We start from the raw sequence: 20,708 nt of genomic DNA, 5'->3' as shown, positions 1-20,708 counted from the left end.
CCTAGCGTGCCGCGCTCCGGGCCGGCTTCTTGCCGGGTGTCGAGATCCGCACCCCCAGCGGACGGGCCAGACCGATCACGCCCTCGTCGAGGCGCTGCAGATGGCGCAGCACCCGGCCCGTGACGCGGTCGTGCCGCGGCGAGTCCTGCGTGTCCGGCTCCAGCATGGCCGCGAGGCTCGCCCCGGTCTCCGCGACGCCGTCCCCGGCGTCCGCCGCCACCCGGGCCACGAGGACGTCGATGTTGTGGCCGATCCGGCGGCCCGCCAGTTTGAGCCGGGGGTCCGCCGCGACCGACCTGCTGTAGGGGAGCAGTTCGGCCGTCGCCGCGAGGGACCGCGCGTGATAGGCGCACGTCTCCAGCAGGGCGACGATGTAGCGGGCGTTCTGCCGGCGGGCCCGCCATGGAGTGATCGGATGGGTCAGCGGTTTGGTGGAGCCCCGCAGCTTGTCCAGGGCCACGTCCAGCTCGCGTGCCTTGTCCAGCAGATCGAGGGCGACTCCGCCGCTGAGCTGTTCCACCGCCGCGCCGCTGACGTCCCCGAGCCGGACGAGCACGGTCGCGAGGAGTTCGTCCGTACGGCGGTCGGTCTGCACCGGCAGGACCACGACGGCCGCGACCATCCCGCAGATCGCGCCGAGCGCCGTCTCCTCGATCCGCAGGACGAGCACCGCCGGGCTGTAGGTGTTGAGCACCGTGTACAGCAGTCCCAGCATCGCCGTCACGAAGAAGGACATCAGGACGTACGACACCGGGGCGGTGAAGTACATGGCGAAGATGAGCAGCAGGACCAGCGTGAAGGCGGTCCAGGTGTGGCTGCCGACCACACCCGCGAGCAGGACACCCGCGACCACGCCGAGGACCGTCCCCAACAGCCGGCGGTAGCCCTTGACCAGGATCTCCCCGGTCGAGGCGGTGTTCAGGAAGACGACCCAGCAGGTCAGCACCGCCCAGTACCACCGCTGCGGGGAGAGCAGTTCCCCGCCGACGATGGCGAGGGTCGACCCCACCGAGACCTGCACGGCCGCCCGGGTCGTCGGCCGGTCGAGACCCGTGGGGTTCGGCTCCTCCTCCTCGCCCTCCTCGGCGGCGATGGAGGCGTCCTCGGCGTCCAGTTCCTCGCGGGAGCGTTTCGTCTCGGGGGAGTCGTCGGACTCGTCCTGGGGGCCGTCGAGCGCCAGCCGCAGTCCGAGGGCCGCGCGCGTCGCCTCCCCGATGCCGCGGAACACGTCCTGCACGGCCGCCGGAGCCTGCGGCAGGTTCTTCTCGTCCCGGTAGCCGAGCAGACGGTTGCGCAGCTGGGCCACCCCGGCGCCGCGCTCACCCGAGACCGGGCCCGCGACGAGCACCTGAAGTGCTTCGAGATCGCGGTGCAGCGTGGCGATGGTGTCGTCCTGCTTGCGGAGCCGGTCCCCGGCGGCGGGCAGCGGCGCGTGCGGCAGATGCAGGGCGAGCGTGTCGGCCTGTTCGGCGCTGCGCGCGGTCAGAATGAGGATGCCGAGCCGTTCCGCGGCGATCTCGGTCTCGGCGACCCGCCGCTGCAGCAGCGAGGCGGTCGCGCGGTCGGCGGTCCCCTCGTCCAGCCGGTCCTGGATCATCATCGCGCTCTCGTGCAGCCGCGCGGTGTGCAGTCGTACGTCGTCCAGGGCCTTCTCGACGTCGTCGTTGCCGGCGTCGAGCAGGTCGATCTGGACGGACACCAACCGGGCGACGCGCGCCCGGAACGCCTTGCGCAGCCGTCTCAGGACCCGTTCGGTCGACTCGGCGATCACGGCGAAGCGCACCACGGCGCTGCAGACGAAGCCGATGGCCAGCGTCGCCCAGAGCTCGGGAAGGGCGGAGTACGTCGCTCCGCCGAACAGGGACAGGAAGTAGATCTGGAAGGCGATCAGCCCGAGTGCCGTACCGCGCTCGCCGTACCGGCGGCAGTAGACCGCGGCGAAGATCAGGGCGATGAAACACGCGTCGCCCGCGACCGTGTGGCCCTTCAGCAGCGCGCCCAGCGACATGGCGACGACGGCCACGGGCAGCCCGAGAGCCAGGGTGACGGCCTGTTCGCCCCGGTGCTTCTCCTTGATGGAGAACGTGGCGACCATGGCGGTCATCGCCCCGGTCACCATCCGGCTGGGACCGGATCCCATCATGCCGAGGACGACGAGGGTGAGGGCGATCGCGCCGACGGTCCGCAGCCCGGCCATGAGCCGCAGCAGGCCCGGGTCGGATGCCACGAACCGGTTCCAGATCGCCGCGCGGTTCGGGGGTGTCACTGTCCTCACGCTGCCGTCGTTCCCTGCTCCCAGGTCATGATCCGGTACTTCAGCATCGCATCAAGCGGCGCCCCCTGCCGTTCGGTGCCCGGGCGCCCCGGTACGGAGGCGAGCCCGCCCCCCTCTTGTGGGAGCGCTCCCAAGAGGTCAGGATGCCGCACATGAACCCAGTGCCGACCATTCGTTCCTACCGGCCCGCCGACCGCGCCGCCGTCGCGGACGTGTGCGTGAGCACCGCCGACCTCGGCGGCGATTCCCGTGCCCTGTATCCCGACGAGGAGCTGATGCCGACGCTCTTCGCCGCGCCCTACTGCCATCTGGAGCCCGGACTGGCCTTCGTACTCGACGACGGGAGCGGCCGGGCCGTCGGCTATGTCGTCGGCACCGGCGACACCGCGGACTTCGTCGCCCGGTTCCGCGACACCTGGATCCCCCGGGTCGCGCACCGCTATCCCGAACCCACGACGGCGCCCGGCACGCCCAGTGAGGTGATGGTCGGGCTGCTGCACACGCCCGAGCGCATGATCCTGCCCGAACTCGCCGGCTATCCGGCGCACCTGCACATCGACCTGCTGCCCGGCTACCAGCGGCGCGGGTACGGCAGGGCGCTGATGAACACCTTCCTGACCGCGCTGCACGACCGCGGGGTTCCGGCGGTCCACCTGGGCATGGTCACCGAGAACAAACCGGCCCGCGCGTTCTACGACCGGCTCGGTTTCCACGAGATTCCGGTCGACGACCCGGGACCGCTCACCTACCTGGGCAGGCCGACCGCGGTGGCGTGAACGCCGACGCACCGGTTGCGGCGGACGGGAGCCGCCGGAACCGGTGCGGGAGTGCTGCGTCTCAGCGCGTGGCCGTGGCCGCTTCGGGCGTGGCCGCCGGGCCGGTCCTGTCGTCCCCGGCGGCGGCGTGGGCGGCCGGGATGACGGCGGCGACGGCCGCGGCCACCAGGGCGACGCAGCCACCGACGATCAGGCCGGTGCGGAAGCCGCCCTCGGAGGTGAAGGAGTAGCCCGCCATGCTCGTCGTCATCTGGGCGAGGACGACGCCGATGACCGCCGCGCCGACCGAGGTCCCCAGTGAGCGCATCAGCGTGTTGAAGCCGTTCGCGGCGGCGGTCTCGGCGAGCGGCACCGAACTCATGATCAGGGCCGGCATCGAACCGTAGGCGAGGCCGACGCCGCTGTTGATGACCATGCAGGTCACCATGAGACCCCAGGCCGAGCTCATGAGGACCAGCGACAGTCCGTATCCGAGGGCGATGACGAGGACGCCGCAGATCAGCGTGAACTTGGGGCCGCGCGCGTCCGTCAGTTTCCCGCCGAGCGGGGAGACGATCATCATCATGATGCCGCCGGGTGCCATCCACAGACCCGCCGCGAGCATCGACTGGCCCAGGCCGTAGCCGGTGGCCTCGGGGAACTGCAGAAGCTGCGGGATGATCAGCATGCTCGCGTACATGCCGAAGCCGACGAAGATCGAGGCGACGTTGGTGAGCAGGACCCGGGGGCGGGCGGTGGTGCGCAGGTCGATCAGCGGGTCCTTGGTGCGCATCTCCCACGCGCCCCAGGCGAGCAGGACCACGACGGCCGCGACGAACAGCCCGAGCGTCGTCGCGGAACCCCAGCCCCAGTCGGCGCCCTTGGAGACGCCGAGGAGCAGGCAGACGAGGCCGGCACCGAGTCCGAGCGCGCCGAGGATGTCGAAGCGCTGACCCTTGGCGCTGGCCGGCACGTCCGGGACGAGGAACCAGATCAGCGTCCCGATGAGGACGGCCAGCGCGGCCGAGCCCCAGAAGAGGACGCGCCAGTTCGCGTACTGGGCGACCGCGGCGGAAATGGGCAGGCCCAGGCCGCCGCCGATCCCCATCGAGGCGCTGACCAGCGCGATGGACGAGCTCAGCCTCTCCGCCGGAACCACGTCCCGCAGCAGGGCGATGCCCAGCGGCACCATGCCCATGCCCATGCCCTGCAGACCTCGTCCGACGATCATCGGGACGACGGACGAGGAGAGCGCGCACACGACCGAGCCGGCCACGAGCGGGACGGAGCAGACGAGCAGCATCCGCCGCTTGCCCACCAGGTCGCCCAGCCGCCCGGAGACCGGGACGCAGACGGCCGCGACCAGGAGCGTGACGGTGATGACCCAGGCGGAGTTCGCGGGGGTGGTGTGCAGGATCTGGGGCAGCTCGGCGATGAGCGGAGTGACCAGCGTCTGCATGATCGCCGCCACGGTGCCGGCGAAGGCGAGCGTGGCGACCACACCGCCCGCTCGGGCGGAAGGCTGGGGGGCGTCCATCAGGGACTCCTCGGGGGGATCTGTCTGTCTGCGGGCTAAGGGATGTGCATCGTACATGTCCTATGTATCGCGCACGTGATGTGGTTTATGCACGTGATGTGGCCTGTGCACGCGGTGTGGGAACATGGAGGCGGGCCGTACCGATGTACGCGGGACGCGCGGCCCAGGTGACGGCGGGAGGCGGCAGGCGGATGGTCAGGCCCACACACGAGGTCGAGTACGAGCAGATGCTGCTCAGCCGCCATGGATGGATGAACCACCGGGGCGGCCGTACCAAGGACGGCGTCCTGGAGCGCAGCGCCTACATCCTCCTCAGCCGGATCCGGATCCAGGGGCCGATGTCGATCGGTGAGCTGAGCGACGCCTTCGGCCTCGACGCCTCCACCCTCAACCGGCAGACCGCCGCGGCGATGCGGGCCGGGCTCGTCGAGCGCATCCCCGACCCCGACGGCGGCATGGCCCGCAAGTTCCGCATCACCGACGAAGGAGCGCGGCTCCTCGACAAGGAGCGGCAGGGGCTCATCGACTCGCTGGACCGCGTCATGGCCGACTGGCCCGAGGAGGACATCGCCGCGTTCGCCTCCTATCTGCGGCGCTTCAACGCGGACATCGAGCGCATCGGCGGCCGCCCCTGGCCGCGCCCGTGACCCGAGGCCCGGCCGCCGCGGCGCCGGCACCTCGTGCCGGACGGCCCGGCCGGAGCGGAAAACCCGGCGACAGGGTCACGCGCGGCGCTCTACGCTCGCCCGCATGAAAAAAACCGGGGGACTGCTGAACGTCGTCGATGTCGAGGCGACCTGCTGGGAGGGACCGCCTCCGCCCGGAGCGGTCAACGAGATCATCGAGATCGGCCTGACGGTCGTCGACCTGGACGAGGGCGTCAGGGTGGAGAAGCACCGCCTTCTGGTCAGGCCCGCGCGGTCGACCGTCAGCGCCTTCTGCACCGAACTCACCGGCCTGACGCAGGACGAGGTCCAGCAGGGACTCGGATTCGCCGAGGCCTGCCGCGAGTTGGCCTCGAAGCACGCTGCGGGGGAGCGGCCGTGGGCGAGCTGGGGCGACTACGACCGTCATCAGTTCACCCGCCAGTGCGCCGCCACGGGCACGGCCTACCCCTTCGGGCACCGGCACACCAACGCCAAGGCGGTCTTCACCGACGCCCACCGGCTGCGGAGGCGCCCCGGCATGGCACAGGCCCTGCGCCTCGCCGAACTGCCCCTGGAAGGGCGGCACCACCGGGGTGAGGACGACGCGTGGAACATCGCCGCACTCGTCCTCGACCTGGCGGGGCGCGGCGCCTGGCCGGGCGACTGACGGCCCGGCCACCCGGATCCCGGCCACCCGGATCCCGGCCAGGCGGACGGGGGTGCGGCGTCAGCCGTTCTTGTCGGCGTCCCGGGCCGCCTGCTCCAGCCGTGCCCGGTAGTTCTCCCACCGGGCCGAGTCGCCCGGCATCAGGCTGTCGTTGTCCTCGCTCAACCCGGCCGATCCGTCCATGAGTTCGCGGATGATGTCGGCGTGCCCGGCGTGCCGCTGGGTGTCGGCGATCACGCGGACGACCGCGTGATGCAACGTCACCTCGTTCTTCCCGGCGGGCCACCACGGCACCGTGCCGGTCGTCTCCAGCGGCAGCGCCGCGATCGTCGCGTCCGCGTGCGCCCAGGCCCGGCGGTAGAGCCCGACGACGAACGCGCGTGTCTCGTCGGCGGTGGCCCACATGTCCCCGTTCGTCTCGTGGATGTCCTCCAGCCAGGGCAGCGGCTCGCCGGACGGCCGTCCGAAGGTGTCTCCGAGATAGCCGAGTTCGATGGTGGCCACGTGCTTGACCAGGCCGAGGAGGTTGGTCCCGGTCGGGGTGAACGGGCGGCGGATGTCGTACTCCGAGAGACCGTCGAGCTTCCAGACCAGGGCGTCGCGAGCCGACTGCAGGTAGCGGTGGAGGTCGGCCTTGGGATCCGGTGACGTCATGAGGTCCAGTCTGCCGTCCCCGGGGGCGTTGTCGCGGCTTGTCGGATCAAGTAGCGTCACCGGCGTGAATACCGGACCGGCGTCTCGCCATACACGGATCGGCAATCCGGTGGACGACTGATCGCGCGGTGGGCGCGCCGAAGGCGCCGCCGCTGTCCGGCGCGTGGACCTCCCGGAGCCCGAGCACCGTGAGTCCGTCTTCCGTGCCGAGCACTGCCGAGGTCAAGCCGTATGACAGTCACCTTCAATCACACCATCGTCGCAGCCAAGGACCGCCAGGAGTCGGCCCGCTTCTTCCGGGAACTGCTGGAGCTGCCGGAAGCGCCGTCCTGGGGGCCGTTCATCAATGTCCAGCTCACGGACGGCGTGCTGCTGCAGTTCGCCGAGCCTCCGGTGGACATCCAGATGCAGCACTACGCGTTCCTGATCGACGACGAGCTCTTCGACCGGGCGTACGGACGGCTCCGCGCCGACGGCGTCGAGCACTGGGCCGACCCGCAGATGCGGCGCCCCGGGGAGATCAACGACGAACACGGCGGCCGAGGCGTGTACTTCAAGGACCCGGCCGGCCACGCCATCGAGCTGATCACCCGCCCGTACCTCTAGGAGGACAAGGGCCGGCGCAGGGAGCCCGGTCGGGACCGCGGGACGCGGCGCCCGGCCGGGCTGTCGGCCGGGCAGGTGCGTGGGGGCGCGCCGCGCTCTGTGAGGGGAGCGGGGGCCGGGTGTCCGGGCGCCGCGCGCGGAAGGCGTCGCGCGCCGGAGTACGGCCGGTTCACCCCGATGGGTTGTTTTGTGGCGGGTTGGGGCGAACAGGGCGTTGATGTCCGGGGCTTGGGGAGAACCTGGACGTACGCGAAACGCCGTCATCGAGGAGTGCCGCGTGTCCGATGTCGTCTTCACGGCGGATTTCGCCTCGACCCGCCAATGGGTCGCCGGCCATTCCTGGGCCTATCCCGACGGCGGTCCGGTCAACCCGGACGACGGCAAACTCGACCATCTGGTGACCGACCCCGCCTACTGCCGTACGGGCCGTTTCCGGGCCACTCGGCGCCGGGACGGCGACTGGAACGCGGGCCTCCTCACCACCGAGGGCAGCGCGGACGGCTTCATGGTCCGTACGGGCGACGTGCTGGAGGCGCGGGTCAAGCTGCCGACGGTGATCGGGGCCTGGCCGGCGATCTGGACCTGGCGGGACGGCGGGCAGGAGATCGACGTCTTCGAGTATCACCCCGACAACCCCGATCTGCTGGAGCTCTCCAACCACGTACGCAACACCCACCGCTACTACCGGAACCCCGCGATCCAGCCGGGTGCCTGGGTCGACCTCGTGGTCGAGTTCGGCGCCCTGCGGGTCGTGTGGTGGGTCAACGGGATCCGGGCCTTCGACGACCGGCGCGGAGTGGGCAGGTCCTGGCACGCCTATCTCATCGTCAACCTCTCCGTCTGCGCCGGGCGTTACCACCCGCCGCCGCCTCCCGAGGTCTCCGAGATGGACTACGAGGTGGCCCGGCTGACAGTCCGCAGGCCCCCGGTCGGCAGACCCTTCCCCGCGACGGAGGAGTACGAGGTCGACCTCCTCGACTGACACCAGAAGGGGGATGTCCCGGCAGGTGCGTCCGTGCGGGTGCATCCGCCGGGGGCCCTGGAGCGGAAGTACGGCATCAGAAGCGACGCTGCGCCGGTGCGCGTCGTGCCGACAGGTGCCGAGGGTCATGCCGAATCCGCAGCCGGGGCGAGACGCCCCCGAGACCGCCTACGTCAGTCACGTCGGCAACTGCCGTACGTGTCAGCGGGAGGCGGGGCGGTGCCCGCAGGCGGCCCGCCTCTGGCGCTACTACCAGGAGTGGCGCAACGGCCACCGTGCGCGGCCCGAGCCCCCGGAGTGAGCTTGGGGCGGGCCCGCGGCCGATGAGACGATCCCCCTCACGGTCCGTGCGAGGCGTGGAGAGCGCCGTGAGGTGGAGGGGCGTCATGCGAGGCTCTGCGGGGATGTCCGCCGACGACGTGTCCCGGTCCGGAGCGACGGGAGCTCCCGTCGCGCTGCGGCCGTGTCGCGCCGCCCTTGCCGAGACGGGTCCGGCGCGTGTCGCCGTACTGATCCTTCACGGCGGCGCCGCGGACAGCAAGGCCCCCTTGCGGCCGTGGAACGTGGCGCGCGCCCGGATGCGGCCGTTCGTGCGCTCCGTGACGCGGGCCCTGCCGGACGAGGGCGCGTTCGTCGGGCAGGTGCTTTACCGCTACCGGGGATGGAACGGCGCGGACGCCGACCCCGTCGCCGACGTCCTGCGGGCACTGGACGAACTCACCGCTCTGGTCGGCGAGGTGCCGGTCGTGCTCGTGGGCCACTCGATGGGCGGGCGCGCCGCTCTGCGGGCCGCCGCCGCACCGCAGGTCCGGGCCGTGGTGGCGCTGGCGCCCTGGTGCCCGGAGGGTGAGCCGGTGGCCCACCTCCGGGACAAACGCGTGATCGTGCTTCACGGGGACCGGGACCGGATCACCGACCCGGCGGCGTCGTTCGCCCTCGTGCGCCGGGCCGCGGCGGCGGGTTCCTCCGCGAGCGCCGTGCGGGTCGAGGGAGGTGACCACGCGATGCTCCGCCGCGCGCGGACCTGGCACCGGGCCACGGGTACGACGGTGGCCGATCTGGTCACCCGGATCGGCGGTGGGCTCGACCCGCTTCCCGCCGAACGGTCCGGTGGCGAACCCGGCGTTCTCTAGAACCTGCCCGGCCCGCCGTGCCCTGTCCACCGGGGTGGCCGTCGGTCAGGGGCCGGGTGTGTCGAGACGGTCGTCGGGGTCGGGGGTGGGGGAGAAGGGGCGGCGAGTGCCGGAGGACGCCTGCCGGGAGGCGGACGAGGGTAGCGGGGCGCCCGTCGAAGGATCCCAGCTCAGAATCCACTCGAAGTCGCGCTGCAGCCGACGTGCTTCGCTTCGCACGAGCGTCGGTATGTCGCCGCGTTCGGAGATCAGTTGGGCATAGATCGGCGCATCGTGCACGTGGGGATCCTCGACTCGCTCGCGTGGTCTGACGTGCCTCGACCGTACGGGCGGCACGTGGTCGCAGCGGTGATCCGGCCAGCTCGGCCAGAACCGGTCAAGGTGTGACCAGCGGGCGCCGTCGATGTTGAACGACGTGCCAGGGAAAGCCAGTTCTGTGCACACTTCCGACACATCCGGGATGGCCGGCCCACCGGCCCGAGACCCCGGAAGGGTCGGATCCGTCCGCTCCGAACGTAATCAGGACGAAGCGGTGCGGGGCCGCCGCGCGGGAGTTCGGGTCGACGGCGGACCTGCGGACGGGCCCGGATCGCCCCAACGACCGTGCTCAGCCGCCTTTTCGAGCACGGCCCGTGTCCTCACCGTCGCGCTGCGGGGTGGTGCGATGAAGGTCACGAAAATGTATCGGACATCTGGGACGTGGATCTTCACATCCGGTGCACAACATGGCTAAGTTGGCGACCAGGCCGCCCGACTCCCTCCGGCGAAGCTCGCCGGGCGGCGCGGCCTCCGCCGAGTCCTGCCTGTCCACGCGGCAGCGGGAGCCGGGGACCCACCGAACCTGGGGTGAATCGGCCAACTGCCTTTCGGGGCAGGGGTCGTAGGGCATACCTTCCGGAATCGTCCGCCCGAACCCGACAGCTAACCCGGTAGGCGGACGACGGAAGGAGCACCACTCCATGGCGCCGGAACGCACCCCGCCCAGCCGCGAGGAAGTCGCCCGACGGCTCTCGTCCCTCTACGACCAGGCGGAGCTCGCCACCGGAAACTTCAACGGGACCCGCGCCTCGGCGAATTCCGCCCGCAGGCCGGGCCGGGGGAGCGCGGGTCAGGGGAGTGGCGTTTCCGACGCCGCCCAGGACGATCTGATGCGGCAGTGGTTCGACGGGGCGCGGTCCCGGTTCGGGCCCTCTGCTCCGGCGTCGCTCCCGGCCGACAGGCAGTCGGAGCGCGGTGGCGGAGGTGCCCGTCCGAAGGCCGTTCCGCAGGGGCCCAAGGGATCCTCGTCGGACCTTCCGACGCTTTACGAGCTGGAGCAGCTCGTGCGGCCGGTGGCCGAGTTGACGGCCGCCCCGGTGCTCGAACTGACCGCCGGTCCGGCCTCGGAGCCGGCCGCGCGCCCCGCGCTGGAGCTGACCGCGGGTCCGACGGCCGGGCCGATGACCGGTTCCATGACCGGTTCCATGACCGGGCCCATGGCCGGTGGCGCCCCGGCGGTACCGGGCCCCCGCACGGAGGTCCGTGCGGCGCTCCGTGCCGGAGCCGCCCCGGCGGGCGCGCCCCAGAAGGTCTCGTCGCACCTCAAGAAGCAGAGTGCCCGGCTCAAGCTCGCCGCCGCGCGGGAGCTGATGGCGCGGCACGCCGCACGGCAGGGCATGCCCGTCGCGCAGATGCCGGCGATCGAGTACCGGCCGACGCCGGAGCCCCAGCTGCCGTCCTTCCCGCCACCTCAGCAGGCCGCGGCGTTCCCGTCGGCCGCTCAGACGGGTTCGTTCCCGTCGGTGGGCCAGACCGGTTCGTTCCCGTCGGTGGGTCAGACGGGTTCGTTCCCGGCGGTGGGCGATTCGGGTTCGTTCCCGTCGGTGGGTCAGACGGGCTCGTTCCCGTCCGTGGGCCAGTCGGGCTCGTTCCCCTCGGTCGCTCAGACGGGCACCTTCCCCTCGGTCGCCCAGACCGGTTCGTTCCCGTCGGTCCCTCAGGCCGCGCCGTTCCAGGCGGCTCCTCAGACCGCCGCGTTGCCGTCCACCGCTCAGACCGGTTCATTCCCGTCGGTGGGTCAGACGGGCTCGTTCCCCTCGGTCGGCCAGACCGGTTCGTTCCCGTCGGTCGCTCAGGCGCCCGCGTTCCAGGCGGCGCCCCAGCCCGCGCCGTACGAGGCGGTGCCCCAGGCCGCCGCGTTCCAGGCGGCGCCCGCGCCCCAGGTCTTCGACACGGGCTCCATGCCCCAGGTGTACGAGTCGGCGCCGCCTCCGGCCGTGGAGTCCAAGGCGGTCATCCTGCCCCCCGGCTACGAAGCGCCGGCCCCGGCCCCCGAGTACACGTCCGTGCTCCTGCCCCTCTCGTACGACAAGCCGACCCGCCCCAGCGGGTATCAGCCGGCGCCGATGCCGCCGGTGAACGAACCGGCGCCCCAGCCCCCGGCGTACGAGACGGCGCCGCGTCCCGCCGCGTACCAGGCGGCCCCGCCGATGCCGCCGGTCACTGAGCCGGTGCCGCAGGCGCCCGCGTACGAGTCCGCGCCGCCCCAGGCCGCGTACGCGTCGGCCCCGATGCCTCCGGTGAACCAGCCGGCGCCTCCGCAGGCCGACGACGCCTGGCGGCAGTCGTTGCGGCCGGCGGCCCAGCAGCAGACGTGGCCCGCCGCTCCCGGGACCGTCGACGCGAACCCGGGCTTCGACATCGACAGCCTCGTCGCCGGAGCGGCCGCCCCGCAGGCCGTGGCTCCGCCGGCCGCCGCTCCGGACAGCCGGGCCGCCGAGGCGGTGGCCTTCGCCCGCGCTCAGATCGGCAGCCCGTGCGTGTGGGGGGCGTCCGGACCCGGTTCGTACGACCCCTCCGGTCTCACCCAGGCGGCCTGGAAGAGCGCCGGGGTCATGCTCCCCCGGTCGACGCAGGAGCAGGCACAGGCCGGCCCGGCGGTCGACCTCGGCGCCATCCAGCCGGGTGACCTGGTCTTCTTCCACGCCAACGTGAGCCACGTCGGTCTCTACGTGGGCGACGGCATGATGGTCCACGCGCCGAGTCCCGGAGCGCGCATCAGCGAGGAGTCCGTCGAGTCCGTCGGACAGGCGGCCATCCACAGCGTCGTCCGTCCGGTCTGAGCCGCCGCCCGTATGCCCCGGAGGCCGTTGACCGGTCCCGGCCCGCGGGGCGTACGGCCGTCCGGGGCGTACCGGCGGCCGTCCGGAGGGTGGTCCTCGGTGAAGGCGCCGCAGCGGTGCCGCGGCGCCGGCCGTCAGAACTCGCTGTCGATCCCCGTGACGGCGGCGGGACCCAGCGGCGCGTCGTCCGCGGACAGACCGCTGTCCAGGAGCGCACCGGAGACGAGCCGCACCGCCTCGGCCTCGGCGCTCTTCCGGTCCGCGGCCTCGACCTCCAGCCGTACGGAGAACCGGTTGTCCTCGTCGACGGTCAGCAGGCTCAGTTCCTCGCTCTCGCCCAGGTCCGTGTTCTGCGGGTCCTGGGGGCGAAGCCTGCGTTCCACGTCGGCCCGGGAGGCGTCCGGGAGGCCGTGGACGAACGTCCCGGGAACGGTGATGACGTAGGTGGTCACAGGAGCTCCTAGTGCGGCCGGCGCGCGGGCCTGAAGTGCGGTCGGTTGTGTGATCGCCCGTATACCCCGCATTGTGCCGGGCACCCGGATCTTCTTCGCGTCGGACGGAGCCCGACGTGCGGCGGCCGTGCGTCCGGCGCCGCCCGCCGTGCGGTGACCGGGTCCGGCGGTCCCTGCCGCGCGGTGATCGCGTGGCGATACGGTCGGCCCATGGCTGACGCTAGGTTGACCACCGCCTCGTACCTCGTCCTCGGCATCATCGACAAGCTGGGCGAGGCCAGCGCGTACGACGTCAAGGGGGAGGCGGCGCGGACGGTCGCGCCCTTCTGGTCGGTGCCGCACGCGCAGGTGTACGCGCAGTGCGACCGTCTCCTCGACGCCGGGATGCTGTCCCAGGTACGCCAGGAGAGCGGCCGCAACCGCAGGGTGCTGACGCTGACGGACCAGGGCCGGAGCGCCCTGCGGGGCTGGCTCGACGACCCCGCGTTCGTCCCGGTGGAGGCCCGCGAGCGCGGCATCCTCAAGCTGTGGTTCGGCGGCGAGCCCGACGTGCTCGGCCCCGTACAGCTCGACGAGCACCGCCGGACCCTCGGTGAGTACGAGGAACTCGCCGAGACCGTGGGCGAATTGCTGACGCGCGGGCAGCGGGACGCGCTGGAGTTCGGAATCCGGTACGAACGCATGATGATCGACTTCTGGCGGTGGGTGCAGCGCCGGGACGAGGACGCGCCGGACCGTTGACCCCGGCGGTGGACGGCCCTACCGTCTCGATAGTCCAAACGAGACTATCGATGGCCGGGTCGCGGCCATGGGCAGGGAGCCGTCGTGCGCCGTCCAACGGGCACCACCTGGCGCCGCTTCGCCGTCGTCGCCGTGTCGGCCGTGTGCGTGGGCTACGCGCCGATCGCGATGACCGAGCTGTGGCCGTACGCGCGCCCCGGCGCGCCCGCGTTCGGTGAGTGGATCCTGGCCCACGTGGTCTCACCGCGTTACGTCGCCGACGCGCTGGCCACCCGGATCGGGCCGTACCGCCACAGCCTCGTCCCGATGATCGTGCACTCCGTCCTCGGCGGTGTGCTGATGCTGCTGGGCCCCGCGCAGGTGCTCACCGCCGTACGGCGGCGCGTACGGCTGCACCGGGCCCTGGGCGTCGTCTTCGCGCTCACCGTGTACGCCTCGATGGCGGGCGCCGCCCTGTATCTGGCGCGCACGGCACCCGAGGACGCCTTCAGCGGCGCCGCGTTCTGGATCGTGCTCGCGACCATCCTGGTGGGCACCGTGATGAGCGTGACGTTCGGCGTGCTCGCCGCCGTCGGCGGGTTCCCCGACCTGCACCAGCGCTGGATGCTGCTGTGCTACGGCTTCCTGATGACCGCGCCACTGCTCCGGTTCGAGTGGGGTGGCCTGCCGCTGCTCCTGCCCGGACTGTCCATGGCCGAGATCAACCAGCTCGCCACCATGCACCTGGGCTCCGTCGTCTCCTTCGGCGCCCTGATCGCCTCGCGTTCCCTGGACCGGCGCCCGAAGGTCTCCGGGGTCTCCGGGTCCTGGGCGCCCGTGCCCGTCCTGGCCCTCGCGCACGTCGTCGGGGCGGCCGCGCTGGCCTGGATCGCGCGCGGCACGCTGGAGCACGGCACCCAGGGGCGCAGGCTCCTGCTCGCCTATCTGCTGCCGTACGCCCTCACGTACGCGGTGACGGCACTGCGCGCGCGGCACGCGGGCCGTGAGGGCCGCCTCTGGGCGCGTGAGGAGTGGCGTCTGCACTGGGTGGCCCTGTGCCTGGCGCCGGTGCTGTCGGTCGGGGCCGCCCCGCTCTTCGAACGGTCGCTGGGGCTCGACGGGCTCACGGCGCTGGCCGCGGGGGCGGCGATCGGCTGGGGCGTGATGGCGTTCGCCGCGACCCTGATGGTGAGCGCCCGCGTCATGTACGCACGGGAGGTCCTCAAGAGGGCCCTGCCGGCGCCCGGTTCGGCCGGACGCCTGTCGGCACCGGTCCCGTAGCCCCTGCTCCGGCTTCTCCTCGCCCGCGGTCGACTCGTCCCCGGGTCGACTCGTCCACCGCGTCGACCGTGCACCGCACCGTGTCGTCCACCCCGTCGCGCCCCTCGTCCGGAAACGGAATCCTCATGTCGAACGCATCCGACGCGCCCCGGACCGACGACGTCCCGGCGCACCCCACGTCCCTCGCCGCGGGCGGGCGGCCGCTGACCGCCGGAGTGGCGATGCTGGCCACCGCGGTCGCCGTGGTCAGCGTCCTCGTCGGCGGCCTGCTGGCGGCCGTGGCGCTCACCGGTCACGTCTTCGGCGCCTGGCATTCCCCGGAGTCGCTGACTCCGGGACTGATCGGCGCGGCCATGCTTGGCACGGCGCCCGGCCTGTTCGCGCTGAACCGGGTCCGCGTCTGGCACGAGGCCCGCTCGCTCGTCCTTCCGCTGGCCGTGGTGCTGGTCGGCCTGTTCACGGTGAGCCTGCTCAACGCGGGGCAGCTGTACATCGCCCGGGGCGGCTCCATCGTCCCGGTGCTGTTCAGCCTCGGCTGGCTCTTCGTGCTCGGCGCGCTGTGCGTGTGCGCCCTGATCGCGCTGGCCTGGCAGTACCTCACCCCCGGACACCCGCCGGGTCCGGGCGGTGCTCCGCTGCCCGGCTGGTCGAAACCCGCGCTCGCCGTGCTGGGTTCGGCCTGGCTCGGCATCGGTACGGGCCTGCTCGTACGGCCCGGTTTCTGGGCCGACTTCGTGCCGTGGAGTGTCGGCCGCGCCGACGCGCAGGCGCTCGGGGTGTGGGCGCTGGCCCTCGGCGTCGGCGTCCTCGGAGCGCTCGCCGAGGACGACCTCGGCCGCACCGGCCCGGCCCTGATCGCCCTGCCCGGCACCGCCGTCGCCCTGGCCGTCGTACTGGCCTGCCGCGCCTCCGCCGTCAACTGGTCCTCGGGGCCCGCCCTTTGCCTCGTCGCCATGGTGGCGGGACTCCTGATGGCGGGCCTCAGCGGCCGAGTCCTGCTGGCGCGGTCCCCGGTGGCACCACCCCGGCAGGACCGGGCCGCCGAGAGCTGAGACGCGACGGCCCGGGAGACGGAGCGGGCTTGGCTGCCGACTCCCGGAAACGTTGTCCGCGTCATCTGTTCCGGACGGAGGCAGGGCCGCGGTCGGCGCGCGGGCGGCACGATACGAGGCGTCGACCGACGAGGAACGTTGCCGGGGGTGGTACAGCTATGCGCCGGTGGCGTCGTCCTCCGCCCGTCCAGGAGACAGACCTGACGGAGTACCTGCGGAGCACGGTGTGGGGTCCCGCCGAGTTCGTCGGATGGCCGCCCCGGAGGCTGATGGGGGAGGGGCTTCTCGTCGGGGTGCTGGGGGCCGGATCGATCGTCGGCGCGGGGGTCGCCGGCGACCGGACCGGAGCACCCGTCCTGGTGAGCGGTGAGGCGGGACTCGTCTGCGCCGGGATCCTCGTCCTGCACCTGGTCCGCCTGCGGGCGGGGCGGGCGCTGGTCGGCATCGTCGCGGCCCTCGGCGTGTGCCTCGCCCTCCAGGCTCCGCAGGCCGCGGCGGACCTGGTGCCGGTGGACGGCGAACGGGTGGCGCCCATGGTCGTCACGTCCGTCGGGGGCGAGGGGAACGGGGGCGCGGGCCGCACCCGCTTCCGCTGCTCGGTGGTGACCCGGGACGGCGCACCGGTCAAGGTCCGTGTCCTGCGGGGATGCGGGCGGACCACCCGGCCGGGGGACGTCCTCGCGGTCGTCTACGACCCCGAGGGGCGGATGCCGCCCCATGCCCTGGCCACCGGACCGGTGACGACGGGGCCGCTGCGCGCCCTGGCCGCACTGGCCTTCGCCCTCCTTGCCGGCTGTGTGCTCGCGGTCGTCCGCTCCCACCGCCTCACCCCGGCGGGCACCGGCGCGTGACGCCCTCCGGCGGCCGTCCCCGCGGGTCGGCGGCCGGGGCCGTCGCCCGGCCCCGGGGCGCCGCAGCCGTTCCGGAGCCGGGCGGGCTCACAGCGGCAGGATCACCAGCGCCGTGTCGTCGGTGACGCCACCGGGCGGGAGCAGGTCCGACAGCAGGGCGTCGGCGAGCGTCTCGGGCTCGGCCCGCCGGTGCCGGGTCAGCGCGGCGGCGAGGCGTCCGAGGCCCACGTCGATGTCCTCGGTGCGGCGTTCGATCAGACCGTCGGTGTACAGGACCAGGGTGTCGCCCGCCGCGAAGTCCGTCGCGGCCTCGGGGCGCTCCACGTGCTCCGGCCGGGCTCCCAGCGGCGGGTCCGTCGCCCCGTCCAGGAACTCCACGCTCCCGTCGCCGCGCAGGAGGGCCGGCGGGGGATGCCCGGCGCTGCTGTACCTGATGGTGTGGGTCTCCCAGTCGATCCAGGCCGTCACCGCCGTGGTGGACTCGGCGCCGTCGACGGAACGCGCGTACAGTCCGAGCACCTCGAGAGCGCGCGCGGGACCTTCGGCGGCCCGGGAGGCCGCGCTCAGGGCACTGCGCAACTGGCCCATGACACAGGCGGCGGAGAGCCCGTGCCCCACGACGTCGCCCACCGCGACCGCCATCCGCCCGTCGCTCAGCGCCACCAGGTCGTACCAGTCCCCGCACACGTTCAGCGAACGCGTGGCCGGCCGGTAGCGCACGGCCGCGTGGTGCGGTCCCGTCTGGTCCGGTGAGGGCAGCAGCGCGTCCTGGAGGGCGACGGCGACCTCCCGCTCACGGGCGTGGGCGCGCCGCAGGCGGTCGTTGAGCTCCTGGAGTTCACGGGTCCGTGTGAACAACTCGGCCTCCAGCACCGGGCTCCGGTCGCCCTGCTCCATCCCGCCGCGGGCGCGGATGAACTCGGTGACCTCCTCCACCCGGTGCACCACCAGCGCCACGGTGCCGTCCTCCCGGAGCACGGGGGAATTGACCGGGCTCCAGTACCGCTCCTCCCAGACACCCGGCCGGTCCGGGGACTGCACGTCATAGCGCTGCAGGGCCATGCTGTCGCGCTCCCCGGACGCCACCACCCGGCGCAGGGACGCCTCCAGGTTCCGCATCCCGGTGGCGGCGGGGTCGCCCGGCCGGTCGGGAAACACGTCGAAGAGATACCGGCCGACCAGCTGCTCCAGGGAGCGCCCGGAGTTGCTGAGGTAGTCGTCGTTGGCGTCCACGAAGACCATGTCCGGGGTGAGCAGGGCGACCATGCCGGGCAGGGCGTGGAAGACACCGCGGAAGTCGATCTCCGCTCCCGCCATCGGTTCACCCGCCTCACGCCGCCGCCCTGGCCGTGCCCACGGCGAAAGCGGCGGAGCACCCTGCCCTGTCCCACCGGCCCTGGGCATGGCCGGGGCCATGCCCAGGGCACACCCGTGGTGCAGTGTTCCCATCAGGCCACCGGTCCGGGCCCGGTGCAACCGCAGAAGCGTTCGGACCGGCCTCGCCGTGCCCGGTGCGCCGGTGAGAGCCGCTTTCCGGCCTTCACCGAAGCGTCCTGGGGCAGTTGCTCCATACGGGGTCTCTGTGAATTCGAGACACGGCTGAACACAACGCGACCCGTGTGCGTATAGGGCCGGGGGATTTCCATGTCGAGCCGACCACGACGCGTAGGAGCACCACCTTGGGACGCAACAAGCGCAGACGCCCAACGGGCGCACGCCGCGCGACCTCTGCAGCTTTCGCACTGATACTGGGCGGAGGCGGACTCGTAGGAGTCAACGTCTACGCATCGGCGACCGAGACCGGCGCGACGGAGGCGAACGTCCTGTCCGCCGGCTCCGCCACCATCGACTGCCCCGACGTCGGCGACCAGTTGAAGACGGTCCCGGACGCCGCGAAGGAGGGCGTCGACAAGGAACTCGCGGACCTGGACCAGCAGATCGCCGAGGCGTACCGGCAACTCCAGGCCCAGGCCGACCAGATGCAGCAGAACGGCGACAGCGGCGCCGATGCCGTCATGAATCCGCTGAAGGAGAAGCGAGCCGAGTCGATCGGCCGCATCGTGGCCGCCATCGACGCCGCGGGCGACCCGCCGAGCGGGCTCGACGGTTTCGCGGCCTGCACCCTGCGGCCCTCCGGCAACCAGCCCGGCACCGGGGCCGACACCGGCCAGAACACCGCGCCGCCGAACCAGGGCGGCGCGTCGCCGAGCGCCAGTGGCGCGCCCCAGAACCAGGGCGGCCAGCAGGCGGGCGGCGCCCCGGCCGGCAACGGTCCCGTCGCCGCCGACTACGCGGACATCAAGTCCGTCCAGCCCAACGTGCAGAACCCGCAGCCCCAGGCCGACGCCTCCCGGGGCGAGTTCGCCTCCAGCTGCGGAGTGAACGCGAACGGCCTGTTCAACTCGGACAACGTGATCGTGGCTCCCGGTGTCACCAACGGCGCCCACCACTTCCACGACTACATCGGCAACCAGTCCAACACCGCGTTCGCCAGTGACGACGACCTGAGCAAGGCCGACACCTCCTGTGCGGACAAGGGCGACAAGTCCTCGTACTACTGGCCCGTGGTGCGCCTCCAGGACGGGACCCAGGAGCGCGACGCGGGCGCCCCCGGAGGCGGGACCGAGGGCAACTCCGGCAAGATCGTCACGCCCAAGCAGGTCACGCTGACCTTCGTCGGCAACCCGCGCAGCAAGGTCACGGCCATGCCCCGGCTGCTGCGCATCATCACCGGCGACGCCAAGGCCTTCGTCAACGGGCCCGCGAACGCCAACGCCTCCTGGAGCTGCACCGGTTTCGAGGACCGGCAGTTGAAGGACAAGTACCCGCTCTGCCCGCAGGGCAGCGACGTGGTGCGCACCTTCAAGTTCCAGAGCTGCTGGGACGGCGCGAACATCGACAGCGCCAACCACCGCACCCACGTGGCCTTCGCGGACGCCCAGGGCAACTGCCCCGGCAACTTCAAGGCCATTCCGCAGTTGGTGCAGCGCATCGTCTACGACATCGACGCGCCGAGCCTCCAGGACGGTGGCCGTACCTCGCCGCTGTTCGCGGTGGACTCCTTCCCCGAGAACCTGCACAAGCCGATCACGGACCACGGCGACTTCATCAACGTCTTCGACGAAGGCACCATGAACAACGTGGTCGACTGCATCAACAGCGGCAAGAAGTGCGGCGCGGGTGCCGGTGACGGGGGCGGCAACAACGGCGGAGGCAACGGGGGCGGGCAGCAGGACGACCCGCCGGCCACCGACGAGCCGTCGCAGACCGCCGACCCGAACCCGTCCGAGGCGGACCCGAACCCGTCGGAGAGCGTCGACCCGAACCCGTCGGAGGCTGACCCGAACCCGTCCGAGAACCCCTCCGAGGAGCCGGCGCCCACCGCGGACGACCCGTCCGACGGCAACGGCGGAGACGACTCCGGTGACGACGGCAAGGGCGGAGACGACTCCGGGGACAACGGCGGCGGTCAGACCGCCGAGCCCACCGAGCCGGCCGGGGACGACGCGCCCGCCGCCACGGTGGAGCCCAAGTCCGACGTGACGTCCTCGCCGCGGGAGACCTCGGGCGACGACCAGGGCGGAGAGGTGGGGACGCCCGCGCAGACGCAGCCCCCGGCCGAGTCCTACCCGCCGGCCACTTCGGGGATCGAGCCGCAGGCGGTCGGGACCGGGGGGCTCGCCGAGACCGGCGCGAACCTGTGGCCGGGCGTGATCGGCGGGATCTTCGTCCTGGCCGGCATCTTCGTGCTCTACCGGATCCGTCGCACCTACGGGTGACACGGACCGTCCGCCACGGGAGGCGCCCTGACGGTCGAGTCCTGACGGACTAAACCCGCCGGACGCGTCCTGACGGACGAGTGGGGAACGACGAGTTCGAGGGGGGGGGGGGGGGGGGGGGGGGGGGCGCCGCCCCCCCCCGGCGGGGGCCGGCCGGCCCCCCCGCCCCGCGGGGGGGGCCCCATAAACACAAGGAGGGGGTTGGACCCGGAATAT

18 protein-coding genes and 1 riboswitch are annotated in these 20,708 nt (G+C 72.5%); of the genes, 13 read left to right on the top strand and 5 right to left on the bottom strand.

Going from position 1 to position 20,708, the window contains the following annotated elements:
- Position 1: 1 nt before the first annotated feature.
- Complete coding sequence (locus ACFYYF_RS15000; protein ID WP_388775479.1) at positions 2 to 2,275, bottom strand: FUSC family protein; 2,274 nt, start codon at positions 2,273 to 2,275, stop codon at positions 2 to 4.
- Between the two features lie 152 nt (positions 2,276 to 2,427).
- Here ACFYYF_RS15000 and ACFYYF_RS14995 point away from each other — a divergent pair, with 152 nt between their 5' ends.
- Positions 2,428 to 3,051 carry a GNAT family N-acetyltransferase gene (locus ACFYYF_RS14995; RefSeq protein ID WP_361680457.1) on the top strand — a complete coding sequence of 208 codons (624 nt, stop codon included), beginning with the start codon at positions 2,428 to 2,430 and terminating at the stop codon, positions 3,049 to 3,051.
- Between the two features lie 61 nt (positions 3,052 to 3,112).
- Here the strand turns inward: ACFYYF_RS14995 and ACFYYF_RS14990 are convergent, their stop codons facing one another.
- Positions 3,113 to 4,567, bottom strand: coding sequence for an MFS transporter (locus tag ACFYYF_RS14990; protein ID WP_388775477.1), 1,455 nt, complete (start codon positions 4,565 to 4,567; stop codon positions 3,113 to 3,115).
- A gap of 191 nt (positions 4,568 to 4,758) precedes the next feature.
- Here ACFYYF_RS14990 and ACFYYF_RS14985 point away from each other — a divergent pair, with 191 nt between their 5' ends.
- Positions 4,759 to 5,214, top strand: coding sequence for a MarR family transcriptional regulator (locus ACFYYF_RS14985; protein WP_361680451.1), 456 nt, complete (start codon positions 4,759 to 4,761; stop codon positions 5,212 to 5,214).
- A gap of 103 nt (positions 5,215 to 5,317) precedes the next feature.
- Complete coding sequence (locus ACFYYF_RS14980) at positions 5,318 to 5,881, top strand: exonuclease domain-containing protein (protein ID WP_388775473.1); 564 nt, start codon at positions 5,318 to 5,320, stop codon at positions 5,879 to 5,881.
- Between the two features lie 60 nt (positions 5,882 to 5,941).
- Here ACFYYF_RS14980 and ACFYYF_RS14975 read toward each other — a convergent pair whose 3' ends face one another.
- Positions 5,942 to 6,535 (bottom strand): DinB family protein, encoded by a 594-nt coding sequence (locus ACFYYF_RS14975; RefSeq protein WP_388775470.1) that lies wholly within the window; start codon positions 6,533 to 6,535, stop codon positions 5,942 to 5,944.
- Positions 6,536 to 6,766: 231 nt separating this feature from the next.
- Between ACFYYF_RS14975 and ACFYYF_RS14970 the strand changes: the two genes are divergently transcribed.
- From ACFYYF_RS14970 to ACFYYF_RS14950, 5 genes are all read left to right on the top strand, one after another.
- Positions 6,767 to 7,141: a VOC family protein gene (locus ACFYYF_RS14970; protein WP_361680442.1), complete on the top strand. Its 375-nt coding sequence runs from the start codon at positions 6,767 to 6,769 to the stop codon at positions 7,139 to 7,141.
- Between the two features lie 277 nt (positions 7,142 to 7,418).
- A complete protein-coding gene (locus tag ACFYYF_RS14965) occupies positions 7,419 to 8,123 on the top strand; it encodes a beta-glucanase (RefSeq protein WP_361680439.1) in 705 nt (234 codons plus the stop codon).
- 127 nt (positions 8,124 to 8,250) lie between these two features.
- On the top strand, positions 8,251 to 8,424 hold the full coding sequence (locus ACFYYF_RS14960) for a hypothetical protein (RefSeq protein WP_361680436.1): 174 nt from the start codon (positions 8,251 to 8,253) through the stop codon (positions 8,422 to 8,424).
- A gap of 85 nt (positions 8,425 to 8,509) precedes the next feature.
- Positions 8,510 to 9,256 (top strand): alpha/beta hydrolase, encoded by a 747-nt coding sequence (locus ACFYYF_RS14955; RefSeq protein ID WP_388775468.1) that lies wholly within the window; start codon positions 8,510 to 8,512, stop codon positions 9,254 to 9,256.
- A 780-nt stretch (positions 9,257 to 10,036) separates the two neighbouring features.
- Positions 10,037 to 10,208: riboswitch (cyclic di-AMP (ydaO/yuaA leader) on the top strand.
- 7 nt (positions 10,209 to 10,215) lie between these two features.
- Positions 10,216 to 12,357, top strand: coding sequence for an NlpC/P60 family protein (locus ACFYYF_RS14950; protein WP_388775466.1), 2,142 nt, complete (start codon positions 10,216 to 10,218; stop codon positions 12,355 to 12,357).
- A 134-nt stretch (positions 12,358 to 12,491) separates the two neighbouring features.
- Here ACFYYF_RS14950 and ACFYYF_RS14945 read toward each other — a convergent pair whose 3' ends face one another.
- Positions 12,492 to 12,809 (bottom strand): hypothetical protein, encoded by a 318-nt coding sequence (locus ACFYYF_RS14945; RefSeq protein WP_361680426.1) that lies wholly within the window; start codon positions 12,807 to 12,809, stop codon positions 12,492 to 12,494.
- A 210-nt stretch (positions 12,810 to 13,019) separates the two neighbouring features.
- Between ACFYYF_RS14945 and ACFYYF_RS14940 the strand changes: the two genes are divergently transcribed.
- The 4 genes from ACFYYF_RS14940 to ACFYYF_RS14925 all read left to right on the top strand — a co-directional run bounded on the left by ACFYYF_RS14940 (position 13,020) and on the right by ACFYYF_RS14925 (position 16,713).
- Entirely contained in the window at positions 13,020 to 13,550 is a 531-nt protein-coding gene (locus tag ACFYYF_RS14940) for a helix-turn-helix transcriptional regulator (RefSeq protein WP_361680423.1), read from the top strand.
- An 84-nt stretch (positions 13,551 to 13,634) separates the two neighbouring features.
- Positions 13,635 to 14,810 (top strand): DUF2306 domain-containing protein, encoded by a 1,176-nt coding sequence (locus ACFYYF_RS14935; RefSeq protein WP_388775462.1) that lies wholly within the window; start codon positions 13,635 to 13,637, stop codon positions 14,808 to 14,810.
- 125 nt (positions 14,811 to 14,935) lie between these two features.
- Complete coding sequence (locus ACFYYF_RS14930) at positions 14,936 to 15,862, top strand: hypothetical protein (protein ID WP_388775459.1); 927 nt, start codon at positions 14,936 to 14,938, stop codon at positions 15,860 to 15,862.
- 269 nt (positions 15,863 to 16,131) lie between these two features.
- A complete protein-coding gene (locus tag ACFYYF_RS14925) occupies positions 16,132 to 16,713 on the top strand; it encodes a hypothetical protein (RefSeq protein ID WP_388775457.1) in 582 nt (193 codons plus the stop codon).
- An 87-nt stretch (positions 16,714 to 16,800) separates the two neighbouring features.
- Here the strand turns inward: ACFYYF_RS14925 and ACFYYF_RS14920 are convergent, their stop codons facing one another.
- Positions 16,801 to 18,030, bottom strand: a complete 1,230-nt coding sequence (locus ACFYYF_RS14920) for a PP2C family protein-serine/threonine phosphatase (protein WP_388775455.1) — start codon at positions 18,028 to 18,030, stop codon at positions 16,801 to 16,803.
- Between the two features lie 362 nt (positions 18,031 to 18,392).
- Between ACFYYF_RS14920 and ACFYYF_RS14915 the strand changes: the two genes are divergently transcribed.
- A complete protein-coding gene (locus ACFYYF_RS14915) occupies positions 18,393 to 20,492 on the top strand; it encodes a DUF1996 domain-containing protein (protein ID WP_388775453.1) in 2,100 nt (699 codons plus the stop codon).
- Positions 20,493 to 20,708 lie beyond the last annotated feature (216 nt).

It is taken from the genome of Streptomyces sp. NPDC001914 (assembly GCF_042891215.1).
Classification (GTDB): domain Bacteria; phylum Actinomycetota; class Actinomycetes; order Streptomycetales; family Streptomycetaceae; genus Streptomyces.
This window is presented reverse-complemented; position numbering and strand designations above follow the sequence as displayed.